Annotated in this window: 18 protein-coding genes and 1 pseudogene; 6 read left to right on the forward strand and 13 right to left on the reverse strand. The window is 71.4% G+C overall.

The window, feature by feature from the left end; translation table 11 throughout:
* Positions 1 to 99 precede the first annotated feature (99 nt).
* Positions 100 to 1,689 (forward strand): alpha/beta hydrolase, encoded by a 1,590-nt coding sequence (locus tag AB0898_RS13685; protein WP_366803080.1) that lies wholly within the window; start codon positions 100 to 102, stop codon positions 1,687 to 1,689.
* 52 nt (positions 1,690 to 1,741) lie between these two features.
* On the opposite strand, the gene AB0898_RS13690 is transcribed toward AB0898_RS13685, so the two are convergent.
* From AB0898_RS13690 to AB0898_RS13700, 3 genes are all read right to left on the reverse strand, one after another.
* Positions 1,742 to 2,767 carry an NAD(P)-dependent oxidoreductase gene (locus AB0898_RS13690; protein WP_366803081.1) on the reverse strand — a complete coding sequence of 342 codons (1,026 nt, stop codon included), beginning with the start codon at positions 2,765 to 2,767 and terminating at the stop codon, positions 1,742 to 1,744.
* 89 nt (positions 2,768 to 2,856) lie between these two features.
* The gene (locus tag AB0898_RS13695; protein WP_366803082.1) at positions 2,857 to 3,570 is read right to left on the reverse strand and encodes a lysophospholipid acyltransferase family protein; all 714 of its coding nucleotides are present in this window, start codon (positions 3,568 to 3,570) and stop codon (positions 2,857 to 2,859) included.
* A 122-nt stretch (positions 3,571 to 3,692) separates the two neighbouring features.
* Positions 3,693 to 4,313, reverse strand: a complete 621-nt coding sequence (locus AB0898_RS13700; RefSeq protein WP_366803084.1) for a TetR/AcrR family transcriptional regulator — start codon at positions 4,311 to 4,313, stop codon at positions 3,693 to 3,695.
* Between the two features lie 36 nt (positions 4,314 to 4,349).
* On the opposite strand from AB0898_RS13700, the gene AB0898_RS13705 reads away from it, so the two are divergent.
* Positions 4,350 to 5,183, forward strand: coding sequence for an alpha/beta hydrolase (locus AB0898_RS13705; protein ID WP_366803085.1), 834 nt, complete (start codon positions 4,350 to 4,352; stop codon positions 5,181 to 5,183).
* Positions 5,184 to 5,223: 40 nt separating this feature from the next.
* On the opposite strand, the gene AB0898_RS13710 is transcribed toward AB0898_RS13705, so the two are convergent.
* Positions 5,224 to 5,709 carry a hypothetical protein gene (locus AB0898_RS13710; protein WP_366803086.1) on the reverse strand — a complete coding sequence of 162 codons (486 nt, stop codon included), beginning with the start codon at positions 5,707 to 5,709 and terminating at the stop codon, positions 5,224 to 5,226.
* Positions 5,709 to 9,566 (reverse strand): DNRLRE domain-containing protein, encoded by a 3,858-nt coding sequence (locus AB0898_RS13715; protein WP_366803087.1) that lies wholly within the window; start codon positions 9,564 to 9,566, stop codon positions 5,709 to 5,711. Before AB0898_RS13715 ends, AB0898_RS13710 begins: the two co-directional genes overlap by 1 nt.
* Before the next feature lie 307 nt (positions 9,567 to 9,873).
* Between AB0898_RS13715 and AB0898_RS13720 the strand changes: the two genes are divergently transcribed.
* The gene (locus AB0898_RS13720) at positions 9,874 to 10,695 is read left to right on the forward strand and encodes a maleylpyruvate isomerase family mycothiol-dependent enzyme (RefSeq protein ID WP_366803088.1); all 822 of its coding nucleotides are present in this window, start codon (positions 9,874 to 9,876) and stop codon (positions 10,693 to 10,695) included.
* A gap of 98 nt (positions 10,696 to 10,793) precedes the next feature.
* A pseudogene (locus AB0898_RS13725) lies at positions 10,794 to 11,266 on the forward strand (pyridoxamine 5'-phosphate oxidase family protein).
* Here the strand turns inward: AB0898_RS13725 and AB0898_RS13730 are convergent.
* Positions 11,254 to 11,706 (reverse strand): SRPBCC domain-containing protein, encoded by a 453-nt coding sequence (locus AB0898_RS13730; protein ID WP_366803089.1) that lies wholly within the window; start codon positions 11,704 to 11,706, stop codon positions 11,254 to 11,256. The pseudogene AB0898_RS13725 and the gene AB0898_RS13730 sit on opposite strands and share 13 nt — an antisense overlap.
* Positions 11,707 to 11,851: 145 nt before the next feature.
* On the opposite strand from AB0898_RS13730, the gene AB0898_RS13735 reads away from it, so the two are divergent.
* Positions 11,852 to 12,478, forward strand: coding sequence for a TetR/AcrR family transcriptional regulator (locus tag AB0898_RS13735; RefSeq protein WP_366803090.1), 627 nt, complete (start codon positions 11,852 to 11,854; stop codon positions 12,476 to 12,478).
* Between the two features lie 138 nt (positions 12,479 to 12,616).
* A complete protein-coding gene (locus tag AB0898_RS13740) occupies positions 12,617 to 15,031 on the forward strand; it encodes a glycoside hydrolase family 32 protein (protein ID WP_366803091.1) in 2,415 nt (804 codons plus the stop codon).
* A 33-nt stretch (positions 15,032 to 15,064) separates the two neighbouring features.
* Here AB0898_RS13740 and AB0898_RS13745 read toward each other — a convergent pair whose 3' ends face one another.
* The 7 genes from AB0898_RS13745 to AB0898_RS13775 all read right to left on the reverse strand — a co-directional run bounded on the left by AB0898_RS13745 (position 15,065) and on the right by AB0898_RS13775 (position 23,259).
* Complete coding sequence (locus AB0898_RS13745; protein WP_366803092.1) at positions 15,065 to 16,420, reverse strand: DUF2201 family putative metallopeptidase; 1,356 nt, start codon at positions 16,418 to 16,420, stop codon at positions 15,065 to 15,067.
* A complete protein-coding gene (locus tag AB0898_RS13750) occupies positions 16,417 to 17,646 on the reverse strand; it encodes an AAA family ATPase (protein ID WP_366803093.1) in 1,230 nt (409 codons plus the stop codon). Before AB0898_RS13750 ends, AB0898_RS13745 begins: the two co-directional genes overlap by 4 nt.
* Before the next feature lie 88 nt (positions 17,647 to 17,734).
* Positions 17,735 to 19,126 (reverse strand): hypothetical protein, encoded by a 1,392-nt coding sequence (locus tag AB0898_RS13755; protein WP_366803094.1) that lies wholly within the window; start codon positions 19,124 to 19,126, stop codon positions 17,735 to 17,737.
* A gap of 149 nt (positions 19,127 to 19,275) precedes the next feature.
* The gene (locus tag AB0898_RS13760; RefSeq protein WP_366803095.1) at positions 19,276 to 19,422 is read right to left on the reverse strand and encodes a hypothetical protein; all 147 of its coding nucleotides are present in this window, start codon (positions 19,420 to 19,422) and stop codon (positions 19,276 to 19,278) included.
* A gap of 67 nt (positions 19,423 to 19,489) precedes the next feature.
* A complete protein-coding gene (locus AB0898_RS13765; RefSeq protein ID WP_366803096.1) occupies positions 19,490 to 19,843 on the reverse strand; it encodes a cytochrome C oxidase subunit I in 354 nt (117 codons plus the stop codon).
* Between the two features lie 15 nt (positions 19,844 to 19,858).
* Positions 19,859 to 21,553, reverse strand: coding sequence for a cytochrome c oxidase subunit I (ctaD, locus tag AB0898_RS13770; protein WP_366803097.1), 1,695 nt, complete (start codon positions 21,551 to 21,553; stop codon positions 19,859 to 19,861).
* Between the two features lie 188 nt (positions 21,554 to 21,741).
* On the reverse strand, positions 21,742 to 23,259 hold the full coding sequence (locus AB0898_RS13775) for an MFS transporter (RefSeq protein ID WP_366803098.1): 1,518 nt from the start codon (positions 23,257 to 23,259) through the stop codon (positions 21,742 to 21,744).
* Positions 23,260 to 23,263: the final 4 nt, after the last annotated feature.

A 23,263-nucleotide genomic window follows, 5' to 3' on the forward strand; every position in this document is an offset into this window, starting at 1 on the left:
TCGGATTGGTAAAGAAGATCCGCAAACTCTGTTCTCAGACGGCTCACAGCCGAAAGGATCCCCGCCTGAATATGTCCATCAGGCACGGGGAGGGGCTCCTTGAGGGAGAACAGAAAGAACCTGGTTCTGGCGCTCGGTTCGGCCGGAACACTCGTCGCAAGCCTGATAGCCGGGGCGGTGGCGGCACCCGCCGCCTCCGCCGACAGCCGGCACGGGCAGGACCGTGAGGCGCTCGGCGCCGCGATCGCGGCCGCCCGCGCCGCCCACCAGGGCATCGACTGGCAGGACTGCCCCGCCGACTGGGGGCTCGCCAAGCCCATCCAGTGCGGCTGGGTCACTGTGCCCGTCGACTACGCCCACCCCCACGGCAAGCAGATCAAGCTCGCCGTGGACCGCATCGGCAACACCGGTACCAAGAAGGACCGTCAGGGCGCGCTGGTCTACAACCCGGGCGGCCCCGGCGGCTCCGGGATGCGCTTCCCGACGCGCGTCACCGGCAAGAACCCGCTGTGGACGAACGTCTCCAAGGCCTACGACTTCGTGGGCTTCGACCCGCGCGGTGTCGGCCACTCGGCGCCCATCTCCTGCGTCGACCCGCAGGAGTTCGTCAAGGCTCCCAAGGCGGACCCGGTGCCCGGCACCGAGGCCGACAAGCGTGCCCAGCGCAAGCTGGCCCGCGAGTACGCCGAGGGCTGCGGCGAGCGCAGCGGTGCGATGCTGCCGCAGATGACCACGCCGAACACCGCGCGCGACCTGGACGTCATCCGCGCCGCGCTCGGTGAGAAGAAGCTGAACTACCTCGGCGTCTCGTACGGCACCTACCTCGGCGCCGTCTACGGCACCCTCTTCCCGGGCCACCTGCGCCGCATGATCGTGGACAGCGTGGTCAACCCGGACCGCGACAACATCTGGTACCAGGCCAACCTGAACCAGGACATCGCGTTCGAGGGCCGCTGGAAGGACTGGGAGGACTGGGTCGCCGCCAACGACGCCGCCTTCCACCTCGGCACCACCCGCGCCGCCGTCCAGGACAAGTGGCTGAAGCTGCGCGCGACCGCCAAGAAGCAGCCGCTGGGCGGGGTCGTCGGCCCGGCCGAGCTGATCGGCTTCTTCCAGAGCGCGCCGTACTACGACTCGTCGTGGGTGCCGGTCGCCACGGTGTTCAGCAAGTACGTCGCCGGCGACACCCAGGCGCTGATCGACGCGGCCGCGCCGGACCTGTCGGACACCGCGGGCAACGCGTCCTCGGAGAACGGCAACGCGGTCTACACGGCCGTGGAGTGCGCCGACGCCAAGTGGCCGACGGACTGGAAGACCTGGGACCGGGACAACACCCGGCTCAACAAGGACTACCCGTTCATGACCTGGGCCAACGCCTGGATGAACCTGCCCTGCGCCACCTGGCCGGCCAAGCAGCACACGCCGGTCGAGGTCACGACGCACCACGGTCTTCCGCCGGTCCTGATCGTGCAGTCCAAGCGTGACGCCGCCACCCCGTACGAGGGCGCCGTCTCGCTGCACAAGCGCTTCAAGAACTCGCGTCTCATCACCGAGCGGGACGCGGGCTCGCACGGCGTGACCGGCCTGACCAACCCGTGCATCAACGAGCGGGTGGACGCCTACCTGCTCACGGGCCGGCTGGACCGCTCCGACGTGACGTGCGCCCCGCACGCGACGCCGAAGCCGTAACACCCGGTACGACGGGGAGGGGCGGCCGGAAGCCTTCCGGCCGCCCCTCTTCTCATGTCCCCAACAGGGCGTCTTCCGCCGCGTAGTCGAAGAGTTCCGGGTACGCCCCCGCGAGGAGCGGGAAGCGCTCGGTCCAGCCACCGGCGCGCAGTTCGGCCGTCAGCCACTCCACCGTCTCCGGCAGGCTGTCCTCGTACGACACCACCGGCCGGTAGCCCAACTCCCGTTCGGCGGCGGACATGTCGCACACGATCGGCCGGGGCCCCGACCAGGGGGTCAGACCGACGGAGCCCTCGCGCGGCGGTCCGTCGAGCCGTGTCGTCTCCGTCTTCACCCCCATGACCGAGTCGACGGCGGCCCCGATCTCCTCGGCCGTCGGCGCCTGCGGATCACACGCGTTGAGCACCCGTGTCCCGGGCCGGGCGGCCGCCAGCCGGACCAACTCGGCGACGTTCAGGGCGCTCGCGGGATGGAACCGGGACTCGCCACGGAACGCGAGGACGCGCGTGCGGCGCCCGTCGAGATTGCGCTTCACGAAGTACAGCTCGCGGGGGAGCCGGCTGTACGGTCCGTGCACCGAGCCCGGCCGCAGTACGGTCACCGGCAACCCGGCCTCGTCGGTGAGGAGTTCACGTTCCAGGGCCGACTTGCGCGTGGCGTAGGTCGCCTCCCCGGGGCGTACCGTCGCCTGGGTCTCCGGGATCGGCACCGGGAAGTCCGGACAGCCGTCCACGTCGTCCATGGTGTCGAAGCCGCGCCCGGCGTCGTCCGCGTACACCGCCACGGTGGATATCACCACGGCCGAGCCGACCCGGTCCGCCAGAGCGGTCAACTGCCGTGCGTGGACGGTGTCGTAGCCCACCAGGTCGACCACCAGATCGCAGCCGTCGCCCACCACGGCGCCGAGCGCCGCGTCGTCGGCACGGTCCAGCGGGACCGCCCGCACCCCCTCGTCCCACGCCGCGCTCCGGCCACCGCTCCGCGTCGCGGCCGTCACCTCCCATCCGTCCCGGACCAGGGCGTCCACCACGGGACGCCCGATCTGACCGTTCCCACCGATCACCACAGCTCGCTTCATGCGGCGATCTTGACCGGGCGTGGCGCCGCTGACGCGTGCTTGCGCCGAGAGCGGAGTCCGCCGACAGCGGAAGCGGGCCGAAGCGCAGGTCAGCTGAGCGGAGCGCGTGGGAAGCGGCGCTGGCGCTCGCCCTTGCCTTCCTTCACGACGGCCGCGTACTCGTCGACGTACTCCTGCCCGGACAGCGCGAGGATCTCGTACATGATCTCGTCCGTGACCGCCCGCAGCACCGCCCGCTCGCCCTCCATCCCCGCGAAGCGGGAGAAGTCCATCGGCTTGCCGAACCGGATGCCCACCGGCCGCAGCCGGGGGAGCTTGCGGCCGGGCGGCTGTGCCTCGAAGGTGCCGATCATCGCGCAGGGCACGACCGGGACGCCCGCCTTCAGCGCCATCACCGCCACCCCGACCTTGCCCTTGTACAGCCGCCCGTCGTGCGACCGCGTGCCCTCCGGATAGATCCCCAGCAGCTCACCGCGTCCCAGTACCCGGAGCCCCTCCCGGATCGCCGCCTGCCCCGCCTCCTTGCCCGACCGGTCCACCGGGATCTGCCCCGCACTCCGGAAGAAGAACGCGGTCAGGCGTCCCTTGAGCCCGGGCCCGGTGAAGTACTCGGCCTTCGCCAGGAACGTGATCCGCCGCCTGAGGATCGCCGGCATCAGAAAATGGTCCGAGAACGACAGATGATTCCCGGCGACGATCGCCGCCCCCGACGCGGGAACGTTCTCCAGCCCCTCGATCCGCGGCCGGAACAGCACTCTGAGCAGCGGCCCCAGCACGACGTACTTGAGCAGGTTGTAGAACATGGCCCGACCCTCACTTCAGCAGGTGCAGTCATCTGTAACCACGTTCGTGAGAACTCATGCTGACCCGTCGGCAGCCGACTGATGACGCATCAGCCGAATGTCGTCGCCGAAGCCGCCGCGGGTCAAGAGGCAGGCGACCCCAGTTGCCGGCAGATCAGCCCGTGGGCGAGCCGCGCCGCCTCCATCAGGTCCTCCCGCGTCGCGTCGAGGCCGGACCGTACGGACAGACCGTGCCAGAGGGCCTGGACGAGCTCGGTCAGGGCCACCGCGCCGACTCCGCCGGTCAGCTCACCGTCCTCGACGGCCCGTTCGACGCGCCGCAGGAGTGCCTGCCGGTTGGAGCGGTGGAGTTCGGCGACGTAGGCGCTGGTGTCGAGGGTGTCGGTGCTGTCGGTCATCACGGCGCTGCTCACGAGGCACCCGGGATGTGTGTCGTCCGGCTGGGTGAACTCGTGGACCGAGTCGACGAGGACGCGCTCCACGACGGTCCGGACGTCCTGCTCCTCCACGGCCCGCCGGTAGATCTCGCGGTACCGCTCGGCGTACCTCCGCACCGCCTCCTCGAACAGTCCCGCCTTGCTGCCGAAGGCGGCGTAGAGGCTGGAGGTGGAGAGGCCCAGGGCCGCCGTCAGGGCGCGGGTCGAGGTGCCGGAGTAGCCCCGCCGCCAGAAGAGGCGGGCGGCTTCGAGGATCGCGCGGTCACGGTCGAAGGCTCGCGGTCGTCCACGGCTGCGTTCGGTCACCCTTGCATTGTAGAGCGTTCGCTCCATAATAGATTTATGGAGCGAACGATCCAGAAGAAGGTGCCGGTCGGTGGGGGCAGTTGGGTCACGGTCGATGTGTACGGGGAGCCGGACGCCCCGGGCCTCGTCGTCGTCCCGGGCGTGATGAGCGACGCGCACACCTGGCGCCATGTCGCGCTCGCCCTCGACGCCTGGCCCTCGGTGGCGGTCGTCAACCGGCGCGGCCGCACCCCCTCGGGGCCGCTGACCGGCTCGTACTCGATGCGGACGGAGGTCGAGGACCTCGGCGTGGTCCTGGACGAACTCGGCGGTGCGAGGGCGCTGTTCGGCTGGAGTTACGGCGGCTTGATCGCCCTGCTGTCCGCCGACGAGCGTCCGGTGCGTCAGGTGATCGCCTACGAGCCGGTGATGCGGCCCTTCGGCCGGCACGCGCTGCCGGACCTGGAGGCCGCGGAGGAGGCGGCGGACTGGGACCGGAGCGTCGAGATCGTCAACCGGCGGATCTCCGGCTTCTCCGCCGCCCACGTCGAGAACCTCCGCGCCGATCACGACGGTTGGGCGGCCTTGCGCCGCCTGAGCGCGCCGCTGCGCGCCGAGTTCGGCGCGCTGGACGCGACAGTGCCGCCGGATGTGATGGCCCGCCGGGCGGAGCGGGTCGACCTGATCATCGGCGAGCGCAATCGCGGGACCGAGCCCTACGGCACGTCGTTCGACGACGTCCGCGAGCGCCTCGCCCATGCCGAGGTCCACGAGCTCGCCGGGCAGGGCCACTTGGGCCACATCGAGGCACCGGCGGAACTCGGCCGACTCATCAACAGCCTGGCTGGTAAGGGTTCTTGGTCTCCGGAAAGGTCAGGAGTCCGCCCGTGACAGAGCCGCGGTCCTCGCCGAGGACCGCGGCTCCGGTCGGCTACGGCGCCTCCGGGTCACCGTCTCCGAGCTGCAGCCACCACGCGTCGTCGTCGCGGCTGAGGTGCAGCGTCTGCCGTTGCCCGTCGCCGAACCGGAGCTCGACCGTGGCCAGTTCCGGCACCACCGGGTCGTGCACCGTGACTTCGACCGGCTCGCCGGCGTGTCTGCCGTACCGGGTGATCAGCTCCTGTGCGGCCTGCTCGCGGCCGGTGTACCAGGGGGCGCCGATGCGGGCGAGGTCGGCGGCGTCACCGGCGTACAGCCGCTGGACGTACACCTTCACGAGCAGATCCGTGTCCTCGGCGACCTCTTTGGCCTCCGGGGTCCCGGACTTCACGGCGAGCACCGTGACCTTCACCGCCGGCGTCTTCCACAGGGCGTAGGGGGCGGGGGGCCGGAACAGCCACCAGCCGGCGACGCCCGCCACCAGGACGGCGAGCGCCGCTGCCGCCCACCACATGTGCTTTCTGGATCTCTGGGGCATCAGTACCACTCCGGAACCACGTGGAAAATGTCCGCCCACGTGCCCTTGGAACTGGCGATGTAGGAATCGAGACGCTTGTTGAGGCGGGCGTTGTTGTGCGCGGTCACGTACGCCTTCCCGTTGGACATCTTCGTGATGACGCCCGCGTGGTCCCAGCCGCCCTTGCCGCCCCAGTTGAAGAGGACGATGTCGCCGACCTTGGCTTCCTTCTGCTTGCTCTCAGTGTTGATCATTCCTTTGCTGTTGCGCAACAGGAAGGTGTACAGGTAGTCGGCGACCGTCCAGCTGTGGGAGTGCGTGTAGTAGAAATGCCCGTGTGGTGCGGTATTTCCCTTCCGCCACCAGTAATCGGCGTTCTGCTTGTTCTTGCCCACGCCCTTCATGCGCATTCCGCCGCCGTAGTACAGCGCCTGCGAGACGAAATTCGTGCAGTCTTCACCGTATTGGGGAACGTCGTCCCAGTGATCGCGGGCGTATTTCGCCGTGCCGTTGGCGTTGATGGTGGCGCTCGCGAGCTGCGCCGCCGAGGCGGAGGCCGTGGAGGCCACGAAGCCGGCCGGATGCGTGGCCGTTGCCGTGCCGTCGTCGTTGGCCACGGTGCCGTAGGTGACGGCGCCCAGGGCGCGCTCGTCCTTGGCCAGCTGCTGCTCGGACTGTACGGCGCTGGTCCTGCCGCGCAGTACCGGCGTGCTCCCGCCCGTGAAGGTGTACAGGAACGTTTCTTGCGAGGTTTCCGGGTCCGACGGTGTGTCCGTCGGCGTCCGCTGTTCCTCGACCGTCGCGCGGACGGCCACCGATCCGTCGGCGGAGGGCAGCACCAGGGGTTCGGAGAGGCCGGCGCCGACCGCCGTGTAGGTGAGGCCGTCCGCCTTGAGGGCGTCGCGGGTGTCGATCAGCCAGGACTCCTCGGCCTTCAACAGCCCCGCGTACATGGGCGCGTTCGGACGGCCGGCCGTCGCCGCGGCGGCACTGTTGCTCGCTCCCTTCGTCAGGGAGGCCCCGGAGTCGAGGTACTCCTTGACCGCCTGGGTGTAGACGGCGCTGTCGAGCGGGGCGCTCAGGGGCTGGACCTGCGCGCTGGTGACACTGTCGCTCGTGCCGTACGGGCTGGAGGCGGTGACCCGGAAGGTGTACGACTGTCCGTTGGCGAGTCCGGTGAGCACGGCGTTCGTGCCCTTGGTGGTGCGCTCGGCGACCACGGTCCCCGAGGAGTCGACGGCCTTCACCCCGTAGGTGAGCGTGCTGTCGTTGTAGCCGCTGTCGTCGGCGGCACCCCAGGTGACGACGGCTCCCTTGTCACCGGCCTGGGCGCGGACCGTCGTGGGCGGTGACGGCGGTGCGGCCGCCTCGTAGTCGACGGTGAGCGTGCCGGTGGTGAAGCTGATGCCCGCGGTGCTCGGCGCGTCGTCCGGCACGCGCAGCACCAGGCCGTTGTTGGCGTTCGCGCGGTCGGTCCAGCCGACGACCAGACCGGTGATGTCGACCGACCAGGGCGCGGCGGCCGTCATGTTGGCCTCCGGGGCGGTCGCGTCGTCCAGGTCGCTTCCCGTGCCGTTGGTGGTCCAGGCCGCGTTGAGCGCGTACAGGTCGAGCGCGGGCGTGCTGCCGGTCGTCTGCAGGGTGAGCACGGCGTTGGTCACGCGGGCGCCCGCGGGGATCTTCGAGATGTCGGCCTTGAGGTAGGTGCGCCAGTTCTTGCCCGAGACGCTGCCGACCTTCAGCGGGGTGCCGGTCTGGCCGACGCAGGTGTCGGTGCAGGCGGTCGCCTTGGTGAGCGGCAGCTCCACCGTGGACGTGGCGGGTGCCGGGTCCGGTGTGCCGACGGACGTGGTGACCGGGCTTCCGGCGGCCCACGCGGAGCACTTGCCGGCGTAGCAGGCCCTCATCGACCAGTTCAGCGGTCCGCTGGAGGGCATCCGGTCGGCGGGAATCTGGAAGCCGGCCCGCTCGCCGTTGGGCACGAGCTGACTGCCCAGCGTCTGGGCGCCGTTGGGACCGTCGATGCGGAACTGGGCTTCGACCATACCGCCGTTGGGCGAGGTGACGATGCCGGTGACGAGGGGGGAGGGGGTGTCCGTCGCCCCGGTCTGGAGCCCGGTGGGAAGGTCGGCCGGCTGTACGGCGGTCGCGTCGACCCGGAACGCCTTCCAGCCGGACCAGGCCGAGGTGTCGATGCCGTCGCTGGTGCGGGCGCGCATCTGCAGATGGCTGCCGTCGGGCGCCGCCGACGTGGTGGGGATCTGCTTGGTGGCCACGGCTCCCGGCGCGGACGCGGCGCTCTTCCCGGTCCAGGTGTAGGCGGTGTCGGCGAACGCGGGGTCCGGCTGCACCTGGAACTCCGTCACCAGGGACGAGCCGGCGTCGCTGTCATTGGCCTCGGCCTGGAGCGTGGGCGTCACGGACGCGGCGGTGGTGAGCGTGGTGCCCGGCTTGAGCGGGCCGACGTCGAGCTTGGCGGGGACCGTCGGGGCGGAGTTGTAGGTGACGATCAGCGACGGCTCGGTGGCGGCGTCGTGCGAACCGTCGACATAGTTGGCGGAGCGGTAGCGGCGCCAGGTCAGGGGGTCGGTCTCGTCCACGGCGGCGAGCCGCACACCGTAGTTGGGCTGGCCGTCGGCCCACGCCTGGGTGATGCCGTCGACGTCCCAGGACACCTGGCCGGCGGGGCAGTTGGAGCTGTAGCCCTTGGCCGCCTTCGACACCGGTGCCGACGCGGTGGTCGTGCTCGGCTGGCTGCTCCAGGAGATGCCGGACGGGTCCCAGTCACCGGTGACGCGGCGCACCTGGATGCCGGAGTTGTCCGTCGAGCAGGAGGACGACCAGTAGGAGTACAGCCGCAGGTCGGCGCTGACGATGTGCTTGCCGAGGAACCTGGCCGCGTCGAACTTGAGGTAGGAGCGGGCGCGCTGCGTCCCGTTGTACGTCCCTGCCTTCAGCTCGGTCGAGCCGCGCTGGGAGGTCGGGTAGTCGCTGTCCTGGATCCAGGTGTCCGTGAGCGGGCCGAGCAGGGTGTTGGTCGGGTCGACGGTGACGGGGTACTTCACGGCGGGGTCCGCGAGGAACGACGCGTCCGGCTTGAGGACGAGGGTCTGGCCGTCGGCGCCGCTCTCCACGGAGACGTCGACGTCGGTGACCTTGGCCGGTTCGCCCGAGGCGGAGCCCTCCGCGTCGCCCCACATGACCGGTACGGGGGCGGTCGCGACGTGCTTGCCGTCGGCGCTCTCCCACAGCAGGTGGTCGTCGGCCGTCCGGTGGAGCGTGAGTCCGTCGGCGGACACGGGGATGCGCAGCTCCACGTCGTCCGTGGGGCGCTGCTTCAGGACGAGCTGGTGCGAGAAGCCCTCCGGCAGCGCGGACACCACGAGGTCCTGGCCCGGCCGTACGTCGCTGTAGACGGCGGTGTCGCCCTGGATCTCCGGCTCGGGGAGGTTGCCGTCCCAGCTGATGCCGAGGGTCCTGTTCCCCTCCTCGACCTCGGCCAGCGGGCCGGTGCCGCCGTCGGAGATGCGGATGTCCGCCGCCGCCTGCCGGGGCTCGATCCCTCCGTCGCGGTGGACGAGGGTGGTGTCCACGTCATGCCACGAACCCTCGTCGTCCTTGACCCGAACCGGCCCGGTGGACGACTCCACCGTCACCGACCCGTCGGGATTGACGAACGTGGTGGAACTCTCGGTGCGCAGGTCCGCGACCTCCACGCGTTCCCCCGACGCGGCCGCGCTCCTGCGGGCCGCGCCGATCGCCGCGTCCTCGTCCCCGGACGCGGTCGCGGACGCGGGCGCGGACACGGCCGGATCGTCAGCCGTGTCCGTGGCGTGCGCGGCCGGCAGCCCGACTCCCATGCTCAGGACGCCGCTCATGACATACGCGGCATAGACCAGGACACGTCTGCCGGCCGGTCTGTGTTGTCTTCTCATCCACCCCACCCATTGCTTCACAGAAGCTTGATCAAAAACTCAAAGGATCTTCACAGATTGATATCGCCATGTCCATGCCTTGAGGGCGGGGGATCAGGTGAGGCGGGTCGGACGAGGGGTGGGTCGCATCATCGCGAGCGGCCGCGCGCTGCCACCCAGGGCTCTTGTCCCGTACCGGTGGGTCTGGTTTCGTGCCGCGTGTGCCGCGCCACGGGTGCGGGGTCATGGAGACACGAGGAGAGCGGGCGGCGTGGAGCGGGAAGTGGGGACGGATGCCGGGGGTGTTCTGCCGGAGGGGCTCGGGCGGGCGATACGGGAGACCGCCGGGGAGATCGCCGCGCTCCTTGACGGCGCGGCGGACATGAACCGTCCCGTGCCGGGGCTGGAGTGGACCGTCGGTGAGACGGCCGCCCATCTGGCCCTGGCCAACGGGCTGATGGCCGAGCTGGCCTCCGGCCGGGAGCACCGTTACGGGGACGGTACGCCGCAGAGCCTCGCGGCGGCCAACGCGCGCAGCCTCGCCGAGTTCCCCGAGCGCGGGGCGAAGCCGCTGGCGGCGATGATCGTGGAGCAGGCCGGGGTGTTCCTGGACGCGGTGGGCGGCGGCGCGGCGGAGGGGACGCTGCTCACCCCGCTCGGTCCCATGGACCGGACCGTCCTCGGCTCCTACCTGCTGACCCACATGCTGGGCCACGGCTACGACCTCGCCCGCGCGCTGCGCCGCCCGCACATGATCGACCCGGCGCGGGTCGCCCTGTGCCTGCCGTTCCTGAAGACGGCGATGCCGCGCGTGGCCGATGCCGGCGCCGCCTCCGGGCTGACGGCCCGTTACACCCTGCGCGTCCGGGGCGGCGAGACGTTCGGCGTCGCCTTCGCCGACGGCGCGGTCCAGGTGCTCCCCGGCCCGCCGGAGCGGTCCGACTGCACCCTCCTCACCGAGCCGGTCACCTTCCTCCTCATCGCGCTGGGACGCCGGGGGCCCTGGCAGGCCATGGCACGCGGAGGCGTACTCGCCTGGGGGCGCAAGCCCTGGCTCGCGCCCCGCTTCCCGACCCTGTTCACCGCGCCGTGAGCGGTCCCGTGTCCGCCCCCGCCTGCCGAGGCTTCGGTCGCAGGTCGTAGGCCCAATGCCTCAGGCGTACGGCGACACCGCTGGCTAGGTTGACCGGCATGCGGACCGTGGAAACCAGTCGCCGGGATCGGGCGAAGCGCAGGCAGGACACTCTCGACCGGCTCACCGGGACCGGGATGCATGGGTGTCGACCGCTCACCCCCGACACGGCCCGCACCAGGTGCCGTTGTGGTTCTGGTGGGACGGCCGGGCGGTGTGGATGTGCACCGGAAGCAACTCCGCGACCGTGCGGAACCTCCGGGAGGAGCCGCGCATACAGCTGGCGTTGCCGGACAGCTACGACGTCGTCCTGCTGCGCGGCGAGGCGCGGTGTCTTCCGGCCGGGGAGGTGCCCGCTGAGGCGGCGGACGGGTTCGCCGGGAAGTTCGGGTGGGATCCCCGGACGGAGGAGGGTCCGTTCGCCTATGCCCGGGTGGAGTTGAGCACCGTGCTGGCCTGGCGCGGGTCACCGGAGCTGCGGGGCAGGGTGCTCATGCGCGAGGGGGTCTGGCTGCCTGATCAGGACGGTTGAGCGGCGTGGTGGGCCGCGAGCACCGGGGGAAGGCCCTCGGTCAGCATCCTGCGGCGGACGCTGCCCAGCAGCTTCGACATGGCGAAGCCGCCGACGCCGGTGAACCCGGTGTGCTGCCAGGTGAAACGGGTGCCGCCGGGTATCTCTTCGAGGAGGTACGTCACCTCGGTGACCTCGCCGGCGCCGGCGTCGCCCTTCCAGGTGTAGCGCAGCCGGCGGGGCGCGTCGGCCTCCTGGATCTCGCAGTACACGATCCCCGCCCAGCCCATGGCCGGCTTGCCGACGAACCGGAACTCCGTGCCGACGACCGGCGCGAAGCCCTCCGGGCGGCCGCCCCGGCCCGTGGTCGTCCACTGGGCCACGCGGGCGGGGTCGGTCAGGACGTGCCAGACCTCCGCAATCGGATACGGGTACTCGCGCACGACGTCGTACCTGCTCATCTTGTTCCTCCGGGGCGGCTGGAGCGACTGGGACGGCTGAGGTGAAGGGCGAAGGGGGCGGCTGCGGCGGATGGGCGGCCGATGCTGCCGAACGTAGCCTACCTACCGGAAGGTAGGCAAGCCTACCGTGCGGTAGGCTGCGGGCATGACCCCACCGTCCGCCGCCGAGCCGCCCCGCCGTTCCGGCGCCGAAACCCGCGCCGCGATCCGCCGCGTCGCCCTCGATCTGTTCACCGCGTCGGGGTACGAGGCGACCTCGATGCGCGAGATCGCGGAGGTGCTCGGGATCAAGAAGGCGTCGCTCTACTACCACTTCGCCGGCAAGGAGGACATCGTCCGCTCCCTGGTCGAGCAGCGGGGAGCGGAGGCGGAGGACCTGCTCGCGTGGCTCGAAACCCAGCCCCGGACACCGGAGTCGGCGAAGGCGGCCGTGCTGCGCTGGGTCGAGTCGTTCTCCGCCGACAAGCTCCACGGCATCCGCTTTTTGACCGCCAACCCGCTCCTGGTGCGCACCCTCGCCGGACAGGGCGGCAACCGGATCGGGTCCGCCCTGGCCACCCTCGTCGACGCCCTGGCCGAACTGCTGCCCCGCCGCACGCCGGCGGACGTACTCCAGCTGCGCATGGCCCTGTTGAGCATCAACGCCGCCGTGGACGCCTCCGCGCGCGGCGACTTCAGTGACGAGGACATCCTGCGCACCGCACGGCACATGGCGGCCACCGCGATGGACGAACTGCTCGCGCGCCAGGGCGAAATGAAGTCCGACGACTGAGCGAACCGAACGCCGATCGAACCGAACTCGCCCTGTCCGTTGACGAGTTGGGATCCGGGCCCCATCATCTTGCCGACCGGACGCGATAACGATGTCAACGATGACATGTGCATGTCCACAGGTGAGGGTGGTTTTCCCGTGCGCCGAAGAGCCGCAGCCCTGCTCGTCTCCCTGACCGCGCTCCTGGCCGCGCTGCTGCCGGCCACCCCCGCGGCCGCCGGGACGGTCCAGGACTACCCCGAGTTCCCGTACCCGCCGACCACCTACAGCGAGCCGTACCGGGGCCAGTTCCACTTCAGCTCGCAGTCCGGCTGGATGAACGACCCCAACGGGCTCGTCTACGCCAACGGGCTCTACCACTTCTTCTACCAGCACAACCCGCACGGCCTGGCCTGGGACACCATGCACTGGGGCCACGCCACCAGCCCCGACCTGGTCCACTGGACCCAGAAGCCCATCGCGCTGGAGCCCGGCGTCCACTCCGGCACGCTCTTCTCCGGCGGGGGAGTCGTCGACAAGGACAACACCTCGGGCCTGAAGACCGGTTCGCTGGACCCGATCGTCGTCTTCTCCAACACCAACGGCGTCAGCGTCTTCTACAGCAACGACAACGGGCAGACCTTCCAGTCCTACGACAAGGGCCGCAAGGTCATCGACATCCCGGACGAGAGCCGTGACCCCAAGGTCTTCTGGGACGCGGCCCGGCACCGCTGGGCGATGGTGGTGTGGTCCGCGCAGGGCGGCAACGGCGTGAACATCTACACCTCGCCCAACCTCCTGGACTGGACGTTCGCCAGCCGCTTCAGCGCACCCTGGCTCTTCGAGTGCCCGGACATGTACCCGCTGAACCTGGACGGCAAGTCCGGCCGGCAGAAGTGGATCCTCACCTCCGCCTCCAGCCAGTACGTCGTCGGCTCCTTCGACGGCAAAACGTTCAGCACCGACTGGACCCAGCCCCAGCAGATGGACCTCGGCACCACCTACGCTGGCGGCAGCTTCTACGCCGCCGAGACGTTCACCAACACCCCCGATGGCCGTACCGTGCAGATGGCCTGGCAGGGCGGCAACTACGGCAGCACCTGGACCGGCAACGCGAGCTTCCCCGCGACCCTGGCCCTGGTGACCACCCCCGACGGGCCCCGGATCACCCGCACCCCGGTCGCCGAACTGTCCACCCTCGCCTCGGACAGCCGCAGTTGGAAGAACCGGACCATCGACACCGCCAAGTACGGCAACCTCCTCGACGGCGTCAAGGCCGACACCTACGAGCTGACCGCGCAGTTCGACGTCAGCGGCGCCACCGCCTCCCGGTTCGGCTTCGATCTGCATCTGCGCCCGGACGGCTCCGCCGATCGCCGGGTCGTCTACGACCTCAAGGCCCAGACGCTCCAGGGCAAGCCGCTCAAGCCGAGGAACGGCAAGGTAAGCCTCCGACTCCTGGTCGACCGGGGGCAGTTGGAGACCTTCGCCGATGGCGGTCTCTTCTCCCTCTCCGACAACGCCAACTTCGACTCCGGCGCCGACAGCCAGGGCATCGGACTCTTCGCGCTCGACGGCAAGGTGACCCTGGACAGCGCCACCTTCACCCGCCTCAGCACCAGTTGGGGCACCGGGCAGTCCACACTGCTGAGCAACCTCAAGAGCCCCTGGCACGCCTCCGGCGGCAACTGGAGCGACGTCGGCGGCGGCAAGAAGGCCTCCGCCTCCGGTGACGCCTTCTACCTCAGCGCCGCCGGCGCGGGCGACGCCACCTACCAGGGCGACATCAGCCTCGACTCCGCCCGCGCCGGCGGTCTCACCTTCCGCGCGGACGCCTCCGGCGCCGGGTACACCGCGAACATCGACACCAGCGGCGTCGTCAAACTCTGGCGCCCCGGCCGGGACATCGCGACGTACGCCACACCCATCGCGGCCGGCAGCACCCACCATCTGAAGGTGCAGACGAACGGCGACCGCATCCGCGTCTGGCTCGACAACGGCTCCGACCCGGTCATCGACGCCACCGACGGCGCATACACGAGCGGGGTGTTCGGCGCGAACGTCTACAGCGGCACCGCCACCGTGCAGAACCTCAACACCGGTACGAACGGCTTCACTTCCTTCACCACCGGACGGTGGACACCGCGCGGCGGCACCTGGACGACCGGCCCCGACGGCCTGCACGGCCGTACCGCCGGTGACGGCTTCTACCTCAGCGACCGCACCGGCGCCGACTTCACCTACCAGGGCGACCTGTCCGTCACCAACGGCACCGCCACCGGCCTCACCTTCCACGCGGACGCCTCCGGCGCCGGGTACACCGCGAACATCGACACCAGTGGAGTCGTCAAACTCTGGCGCCCCGGCAAGGACATCGCCACGTACAAGACGAGCGTCGTCGAGGGCCGCACCTATCACCTCAAGGTGCAGACGAACGGCCCCCGCATCCGTGTCTGGCTCGGCAACGGCGCCGATCCGGTCATCGACGCCACCGACTCGACGTACGCGAGCGGGCTGTTCGGGGTGAACGGCTTCGCCGGGAACACGGTCGCGCAGAATCTGACGGTCAGCTGAGCGGGCGTCAGGGGGCGGTGGCCGTCCGCCGTCTCATCCGATGGTGACCACCCGGGCCCAGGCGGGCGGCCCCTCCGGGACATAGCCGGGGTCCTCCTTGTCCTGCGCCCGGGGCGGCCGCGGGAAGAGGCCGACGACGGTACGGCACGGCGGCGGGGCGGACGGCCAGGGGGTCTGGCCGTCCGTCAGGGCCACGATCACGTCCGGGCGCGGCCGCGTGCGCAGCGCCCGGGCGAACCCGGACCGCAGATCCGTGCCGCCACCGCCGATCAGCTCGATGCCCTCGGCACGGCACAGCGGTACGGCGATCCCGGCCGCCGCGTCGCAGGAGATCACCGACACCAGGTCGCGCCGGCCGCCCACCGCCCGGGAGATCGCCGCCACTTCGAGGAGCGCGCTGCCCAGTTCGGCGTCGCTCACCGAGCCGGAGGTGTCGATCACCACGCAGACCCGGGGCGGTGTACGGCGCAGACTCGGCAGCACCACCCCGGGCACGGCGGCCGAGCGGCGGGACGGCCGCCGGTAGGTGTGGTTCTCGCCCACCCCGGGCGCGGACGCCGCCGAGCGGACCGCCGCCCCCAGCAACCTCCGCCACGGCTGCGGCGGATGGAACGCCTCGTCCGCCCAGCGACGCCAGCCGTCCGGCGCGGTGCCAGGGCGGCCCCTGATCCCCTCCGCGACCCGGAACCGCACCGCGTCCCGCTGCTGCCTGCTCAGCCCGAACGCCCCGCCGGGCCCGAGGTCCCACGGCCGCACCCGCCCGTCGGCACCGCTGCCGCAGTCCAGCCAGGCCAGATCCGAGGTGAGCCCGGACAGCGAGGCGGTACGCAGATATTCCTCCATCAGCAGATCGGCGCGCAGGTCCAGCAGCTCCGGGTGCACCGCCCCGGCCGGCCGGGGCAGGCCGTCGCCGTAGATGTCGTCGTTGATCTCGAAGTCGGCGGCGATGTTCCGCCGCAGCGGCTCGCCGGGGCCGTGCGCCTCGTGCTCCCGCGCGTACCGCTCGCCCCGGGCGTGGTGGTCCCGCAGCAGATGGGACACCTCGTGCACCCAGACCCCGGCCAGCTCCTCCACGGGGGTGCGGGCCACGAAGGCGGGCGAGACGTAGCAGCGCCAGTACGGGTCCACCGCCATGGTCGGCACCGAGCGGTCCTCCACGACACGCAGCGCGAAGAGCGCGTCGGCGAGATAGGGGCGGACCTTGACCGCGTGGAGGCGGGCGGTGAGCAGCTTGGGGAGGGGGAGGGCGGAGTCGGCGGAGGGCGGGGGAGGGGTGGGGCGTACGGGGCGTGGTGGGGGCTTGGGGCGTGGTACGGGGCGCTTCGCGGCGCCGGTCGTGGTGGTCGTACCGGTCGTGCCGGCCGGCTGGCGTTTGGCGGCCCCGGTCATCGGCGCACCCCGGCCGCCATGGCCACCCGCTCCACCGATTGGTCGGCCCCTCGGGCGAGGCCGACCACCCCGGCAAGCCGCTCCACCGTGTCCGGTATGTCCCAGTCGTCGCGCCGGAGCGCGGCCAGGGCCGTGGCCGGGGCGACCAGGAGATCCGGGGCGCCGGTCTCCAGCGCCCGGGCCAGGACCGCCCAGGCGGCCTCCCAGCGCTGCCGTTCGGGCCGGGCTCCCACGGCGGCGACCACCGCCTCCAGCGCGGCCTGCCGCAGATCGCCCCGTTCCGGCAGCTCGGCGGAGGCCGGGTCGGCGAGCAGGACCTCCGGGTCGGGGAGGTCCAACCGGTCCATGTGGGCGAGGAGTTCGAGCCCGGGACCGTCCCCGACCGCGCCCCGCACGAGCAGCGCCAGTACGTCGCGGGAGACGGACGCGGCCGTGCCGAAGGCCAGCAGCGTCAGCGCGGCCTCCCAGCTGCGGGGCGAGGGCCAGGCGCCGCCGCGCCGGGTCTCGGTGCTGGGCAGGCGGTGGATCAGGGTCGGGCGGGCGCTCAGGAAACCGGTGACGGCGCGCCGCGCGAGGGCCACCGCCTCCGGCAGCAACTCCGGCTCCAGGCGGGGAAGTTCGGCGCGGGGCCAGACGCCGCCCAGCCCGCGCGCCACCACCTCGCGGTCGTGCGTCCAGTACAGATGCACGAACCGGTTGGCCAGCGGCGGGCTCAGTTCCCAGCCGTCCGCCGCCGACGCACGTGGATTGGCGGCCGCCACGATCCTTACCCCCGGCGGGAGTTGAAGCGCCCCCACCCTGCGCTCCAGGACGACCCGGAGCAGCGCGGCCTGCACGGCGGGAGTCGCGGTGGACAGCTCGTCGAGGAACAGCAGCCCCTTGCCCGCCCGCACCAGTTCGACCGCCCACTGCGGCGGCGCCATCGGTACCCCGCGCACCTCCGGGTCGTCGCCCACGATCGGCAGCCCGGAGAAGTCGGACGGCTCGTGGACGCTGGCGATGACGGTGGTCAGGGGCAGTTCGAGCGTGTCGGCGAGCTGCGTCAGGGCGGCGGTCTTGCCGATGCCGGGCTCGCCCCAGAGCAGGACGGGCAGATCGGCCGCGACGGCGAGCGCGAGCGCTTCGAGCTGCTCGTCGGGGCGAGGTTCGGTGGTGGTCGTGCGGAGGAGGGTCAAGAGGTCTTGTGCGAGGACGAGTTGGGGTGCGGTGGACGTGCTGGGGTTCATGGGCATCACCTGGGGAAGCGAAGGGGGACAGTTTTGTCCCAAGGGGCATGACGACGTGCGGAGTTGACTGGTCTGTGCGTGAAGCCGGTCAGAGAACCAGGCCGGTTCGAGGACGGTTCTTCCTGTCGCGCTTGTGGATGAGCGGGACCGGAGCGTGGCGGCCGAGACGGGGGCGCCGGCCGGCTTCCCAGGCCGCCTCGGCGGCGGGATGCACGGCGACCAGTCCCGAGCGGTAGAGACCGTGCGCGATCCGGCCGGCCGCCGCCGACTCCAGCTCGTCCCGCAGCGGCCCGTCGCGCAGCAGCGCCCCGGGGCCGAGCAGGCCCTCCACCACCGTCAGCGCCCCCGCCGTGTCACCGTGCCGCAGCCGCTCCCGGATCGCCGGCAGCGCCTCGGGGCTGCGGTGCACGGCGTCGATCGCCCGCAGACACGGCAGCGCCGGCCCGCCGAGCCCCACCAGCAGCTCCTCGCGGCGGAGCTCTGCCGGATCGTGGTCGACGGCGGTCAGCGCACCGTCCCGCAGCGCGATCCGGTGCACCTCTCCCCGACACTCGACCCGATGCGGATCGTGCGGGCCGGCCACGGGCGCGGCGGACCCGCCCGCCCCGTCCGCCGCCAGCGCGGCCGCGACCAGCGGATGCAGCTGCGACGGCGTCACCAGACCGGCCCGCAGCAGCTCGGCGTCGGGCAGCACTCGCGCCGCCACCTCGGGCAGCACCGCAAGCGCCGCGACCTCCTGCGGGGGCGGCGGCTCCCGTACGAGCCGAACCGCCGGCGCATGGCTGTCGTCGGGCGCGACGAGTTCGAGTACGGCACGACGGCGCGACCCGAGCCGTACGGTGAACACCCCCCGAGCCCGCCCCTCGGCGCGCAACAAGGTTTCCGCCTCGGCGGCCCAGTGCCCGATAGCCCACGGGGAGGGCAGATCCAGCCCCTCGGGCGGCTCGGCCCGGCCGGGCGGACGCCAGGGCCTGGCGCACGCGCGGGCGTCCCACAGGTGCCGGTGCAGGTCGAGCCGGAAGCGCCGGTCGGGATGCGGATGCGGGTGATGGCCGCCGTCCCCGCTCCCCGGCCCCTCCCACAGGGCCAGCGTCATCCGCTGTCCGGCGTCCGCCCAGGCGGGCGGCGTCCGTACGACGAGATGCACGGGTACGGCCCCCGCGTAGCGGGCGAGCGTCAGGGTGAGACCGGGCCGCAGCCGCCCGTCGGGCACGATCCGGGGCATGTGCCACCGCAGCAGATCGGGCGCCAGGTGCCGCAGATCGGCCCGCAGCCGGCCGGTGAATTCGTTGCCGTGCCGCTTGCGCACGGCGCGGAGATCGAGATCGAGGTCCACCCGGGCGGCCGCACAGGCCCCGCCCCAGTCACCGGCCGCCCGCCGCGCGGTGGCCGTCTCGATCATGGACAGCGGCACCGCGTACTCCCGCACGCGCCGCCACATCGACAGTCGGGTCGGAACGTTCACGAAGTGAGATGCCATCAGCACTCACCTTGCGCGAACGATTCCCCCGATCCACAAGAGGAGAAGTTCTTCATCGCGGGCATCGTAGGCGGACCGGCGGCGGGCTGTCACGCGGATATACGGCCCACCGTCCGGGTCGCGGGACACGGGTCGCCTTCCCGGGCCGCCTAGTCGGTCTCCTCGTCCGGGTCCTCCCCCTCCGCCTGGGACGGCGTCGTGCGGGGTACGTCCCGGCGGACGGACCGGCCGGGGATTTCGACGTCCGGTTCCCGTTCGCCCTCGGCCTGGGACGGGGTCGGGGTCTCGAAGCTCATGGACGGCCTCCCTCCGTGAGGACTCCCGGGTACCCGGGACCCGGGGTTCGTCACGGAGGGCACCGGATCATCTGGCCAGGGACAGGGCGGCCGTCGTCACCGAGGTGAGGCAGGCGGCGGCCGCCAGGGTGCAGGCGACGCAGCGGAGGCGGAGGGTCTGGTAACGCTGTTCGTATTCGGTGCGCAGGGAGCGGCAGCGGGCGGCGACGCGTTCGAGGTCCTGGCGGGCGCGGTGGAGGCTGTCGGCGATGTAGTGCCGCTCGATCTCCTCGCGCTGGGCGGTGGTCAGCCAGTCCATCGGGCCGGTGAAGTCACGCGCGCGCTGCTCCGCGACCGCGATGGTGGCCTGCCACAGGAGGTAGCCCTCGACCTCGTTGCCGAGCCTGGCGTCCTCCGCCTCACGTCCTGCTGGATCGCTCATGGTGTCTCCGCGCGGTCACGGCCGGATCGCGTGCGCGGCGTGCTCGGCCATCGCGATGTCGGGGTGGTGCAGGTCGAAGGCCGGGGATTCGCTGCGGATGCGGGGCAGCGTGAGGAAGTTGTGGCGCGGCGGCGGGCAGGAGGTCGCCCACTCCAGGGAGCGGCCGTAGCCCCAGGGGTCGTCGACCTTGACGAGCTTGCCGTAGTGCGCGGTCTTCCAGACGTTGTAGAAGAACGGCAGCATCGACAGGCCGAGCAGGAAGGCGCCGATGGTGGAGACGGTGTTGAGGACGGTGAAGCCGTCGGCCGCGAGGTAGTCCGCGTACCGGCGGGGCATGCCCTCCGCGCCCAGCCAGTGCTGGACCAGGAACGTGGTGTGGAAGCCGATGAACAGCGTCCAGAAGGTGATCTTGCCCAGGCGCTCGTCCAGCATCTTGCCGGTGAACTTCGGCCACCAGAAGTGGAAGCCGGCGAACATCGCGAAGACCACGGTGCCGAACACCACGTAGTGGAAGTGCGCCACCACGAAGTACGAGTCCGAGACGTGGAAGTCCATCGGCGGGGAGGCCAGGATGACGCCGGTGAGGCCGCCGAAGAGGAACGTGACGAGGAAGCCGGTGGTCCACAGCATCGGTGTCTCGAAGGACACCGAGCCTTTCCACATGGTGCCGATCCAGTTGAAGAATTTCACGCCGGTGGGCACCGCGATCAGGAACGTCATGAAGGAGAAGTAGGGCAGCAGCACACCACCGGTGACGTACATGTGGTGCGCCCACACAGTGACCGAGAGGCCCGCGATCGCGATCGTGGCGGCGATCAGGCCCATGTAGCCGAAGATCGGCTTGCGGGAGAACACCGGGATGATCTCCGTGACGATGCCGAAGAACGGCAGGGCGATGATGTACACCTCCGGATGGCCGAAGAACCAGAAGAGGTGTTGCCACAGCAGCGGGCCGCCGTTGGCCGCGTCGTAGACATGGGCGCCGAACTTGCGGTCCGCCTCCAGGGCGAGCAGCGCGGCCGCGAGGACCGGGAAGGCGAACAGGACCAGCACGCTGGTCAGCATGGCGTTCCAGCAGAAGATCGGCATCCGGAACATGGTCATGCCGGGCGCGCGCATGCAGATCATCGTGGTGATGAAGTTGACCGAGCCGAGGATCGTGCCGAAGCCGGAGAGCGCCAGGCCCATGATCCACATGTCGCCGCCCACGCCGGGGGAGCGGATGGCGTTGGAGAGCGGCGAGTAGGCGAACCAGCCGAAGTCGGCCGCGCCCTGCGGGGTGAGGAAGCCGCCGACCGCGATGAGCGAGCCGAAGAGATACAGCCAGTACGCCAGCATGTTCAGCCGGGGGAACGCCACGTCGGGCGCGCCGATCTGCAGCGGCATGATCCAGTTGGTGAAGCCCGCGAACAGCGGCGTCGCGAACATCAGCAGCATCACGGTGCCGTGCATCGTGAACGCCTGGTTGAACTGCTCATTGGAGATGATCTGCAGTCCCGGACGGGCCAGCTCGGCGCGCATGAGCAGCGCCAGCACCCCGCCGACCAGGAAGAACGCGAACGACGTCGTGAGATACAGCGTGCCGATCGTCTTGTGGTCGGTGGTCGTCAGCCACTTCACCACGACACTGCCGGGCTCGCTGCGCCTGATCAGCAGCTCGTTCTCGGACGAGTCCTCCGCTGCCGGGTCGGGGCGGTCGATGGTAGTCACGGGTTGCGCTTCTCCTGGTGTTCGCGGTCCGGCCGCCCCATGGCGTAGGTGACCGCAATCCTGCGGGCTCGGGGCGGAGAAGGGGGCGCCCGGGCGGTCGACATACCGCCGTACGAGTGGTTGTCGCACACGAGTGGAGCAGTGGTCGGAAAAGCGCACCGCGAGGCGGCGGGAGGCCCGCAGCGGCCTCAGGTCTGCCGGGCGTTCACCGGATCGTTCGCGACCTCGTCGGGACACGCGCGCCGGGCACGCGACGCGCGCCGGTCCCGCTGCCAGTCGAAGGCCGCGAGCGCCAGGGACGCCGCCATACCGGCGAGGGCGGCGGCCAGGGCCATGGTGAGCGCGGAGCGGTAGCCGCTGTGGGCGCCGAGCGCCACGTAGAACAGGCCGGGCAGCGCCGCCGTACCCACCGCCGCGCCCAGGCGCTGACCGGTCTGGAGGGCGCCGCCCGCCGCGCCCGCCATGCGGACGGGCACCTCGCGCAGGGTCATGGTGATGTTCGGGGACACCACGAACCCGCTGCCCACACCGCCCAGGAACAGCAGCGGGGCGGCGAGCCAGGGGGCGCTGCCGAGCGGGGCGAGGCGGAGCAGCAGCGCGGTGCCGGCGAGGCCCGCGATCACCGCCGTCAGACCGCACACCGTGAGCACGCGGCCGAAGCGCTCCACCAGACGCCCGGCGAGCACGGCGGCCATCGCCGAGCCGAGGGCGAACGGGGTCACCGCGAGCCCCGACATCAGCGGCGAGAAGCCGAGACCGTGCTGGTAGAAGAGCGCGAACACCAGCCAGACACCGCTGAAGCCGATGAAGTACAGCGTGCCGACGCCCGCACCGACCGCGTAGCCGCGCACGGTGGTGAACAGGCGCGGGTCCAGCAGGGGCTGGGTGCCCCGGGCGACGAGCCGCCGCTGCCACAGGGCGAAGAGCACGAGCAGCGCCGCGCCCGCCGGGAACAGCCACCACAGGCGCCCGATGCCCCCGGAGTCCGCCTGGACCATCGGGAACATGACCGCGAGCACGCCGAGGCCCAGGAGCAGCACCCCGGGCACGTCCACGTGTCCCCGGCCGCCGGGGCGGGTGCGGGGGAGGAGGCGCCGGCCAAGGAGGACGGCGAGGATGCCGATGGGGACGTTCACGTAGAAGATCCACCGCCAGCCCTGGTCGCCGGAGGCCAGGGCGAGGATGGCGCCGCCGGTCAGGGGGCCGACGGCGGAGGAGATGCCGACGGTCGCGCCGAAGAAGCCGAAGGCCCGGCCGCGCTCGGCGCCCCGGAACATCTGCTGGATGAGCGCGGAGTTCTGCGGCGCCATGAAGCCCGCCGCCAGCCCCTGGGCGAGCCGGGCCACCACCAGCAGGGTGATGTCGGGGGCGGCTCCGCAGGCCGCGCTGAACAGCACGAAACCGGTGAGCGCCAGCAGGAAGATACGGCGCCGGTCCAGGGCGTCGCCGAGCCGCCCGGCGGTGACCAGGGCGAGGGCGAAGGTGAGGGCGTAGCCGGAGACCACCCACTGCACCTGGGCCGGTGAGGCGTGCAGGTCCCGCTGGACGGTGGGCAGCGCGACGGCCACGATCGTCACGTCCAGCAGGCTCATGAACCCGGCCACCAGGGTGACCGACAGGGCCCGCCACCGGCGCGGGTCGGGCTCGTACCCGGCCTCGCCGGTCTCCGGCCGGCGGCTCCCCGTTCCCGATGCCGACGCTGTCACCTGT

Source organism: Streptomyces sp. NPDC005435, from assembly GCF_040703155.1.
Lineage (GTDB): Bacteria > Actinomycetota > Actinomycetes > Streptomycetales > Streptomycetaceae > Streptomyces.

Coding starts and splice junctions, on each gene's coding strand:
- AB0898_RS13745 (WP_366803092.1), bottom strand. CDS start 16,420: ATGACCGGGGCCGCCAAACGCCAGCCGGCCGGCACGACCGGTACGACC.
- AB0898_RS13710 (WP_366803086.1), bottom strand. CDS start 5,709: ATGCCCCAGAGATCCAGAAAGCACATGTGGTGGGCGGCAGCGGCGCTC.
- AB0898_RS13730 (WP_366803089.1), bottom strand. CDS start 11,706: ATGAGCAGGTACGACGTCGTGCGCGAGTACCCGTATCCGATTGCGGAG.
- AB0898_RS13715 (WP_366803087.1), bottom strand. CDS start 9,566: ATGAGCGGCGTCCTGAGCATGGGAGTCGGGCTGCCGGCCGCGCACGCC.
- AB0898_RS13690 (WP_366803081.1), bottom strand. CDS start 2,767: ATGAAGCGAGCTGTGGTGATCGGTGGGAACGGTCAGATCGGGCGTCCC.
- AB0898_RS13755 (WP_366803094.1), bottom strand. CDS start 19,126: ATGGCATCTCACTTCGTGAACGTTCCGACCCGACTGTCGATGTGGCGG.
- AB0898_RS13765 (WP_366803096.1), bottom strand. CDS start 19,843: ATGAGCGATCCAGCAGGACGTGAGGCGGAGGACGCCAGGCTCGGCAAC.
- AB0898_RS13695 (WP_366803082.1), bottom strand. CDS start 3,570: ATGTTCTACAACCTGCTCAAGTACGTCGTGCTGGGGCCGCTGCTCAGA.
- AB0898_RS13750 (WP_366803093.1), bottom strand. CDS start 17,646: ATGAACCCCAGCACGTCCACCGCACCCCAACTCGTCCTCGCACAAGAC.
- AB0898_RS13705 (WP_366803085.1), top strand. CDS start 4,350: ATGGAGCGAACGATCCAGAAGAAGGTGCCGGTCGGTGGGGGCAGTTGG.
- AB0898_RS13760 (WP_366803095.1), bottom strand. CDS start 19,422: ATGAGCTTCGAGACCCCGACCCCGTCCCAGGCCGAGGGCGAACGGGAA.
- AB0898_RS13735 (WP_366803090.1), top strand. CDS start 11,852: ATGACCCCACCGTCCGCCGCCGAGCCGCCCCGCCGTTCCGGCGCCGAA.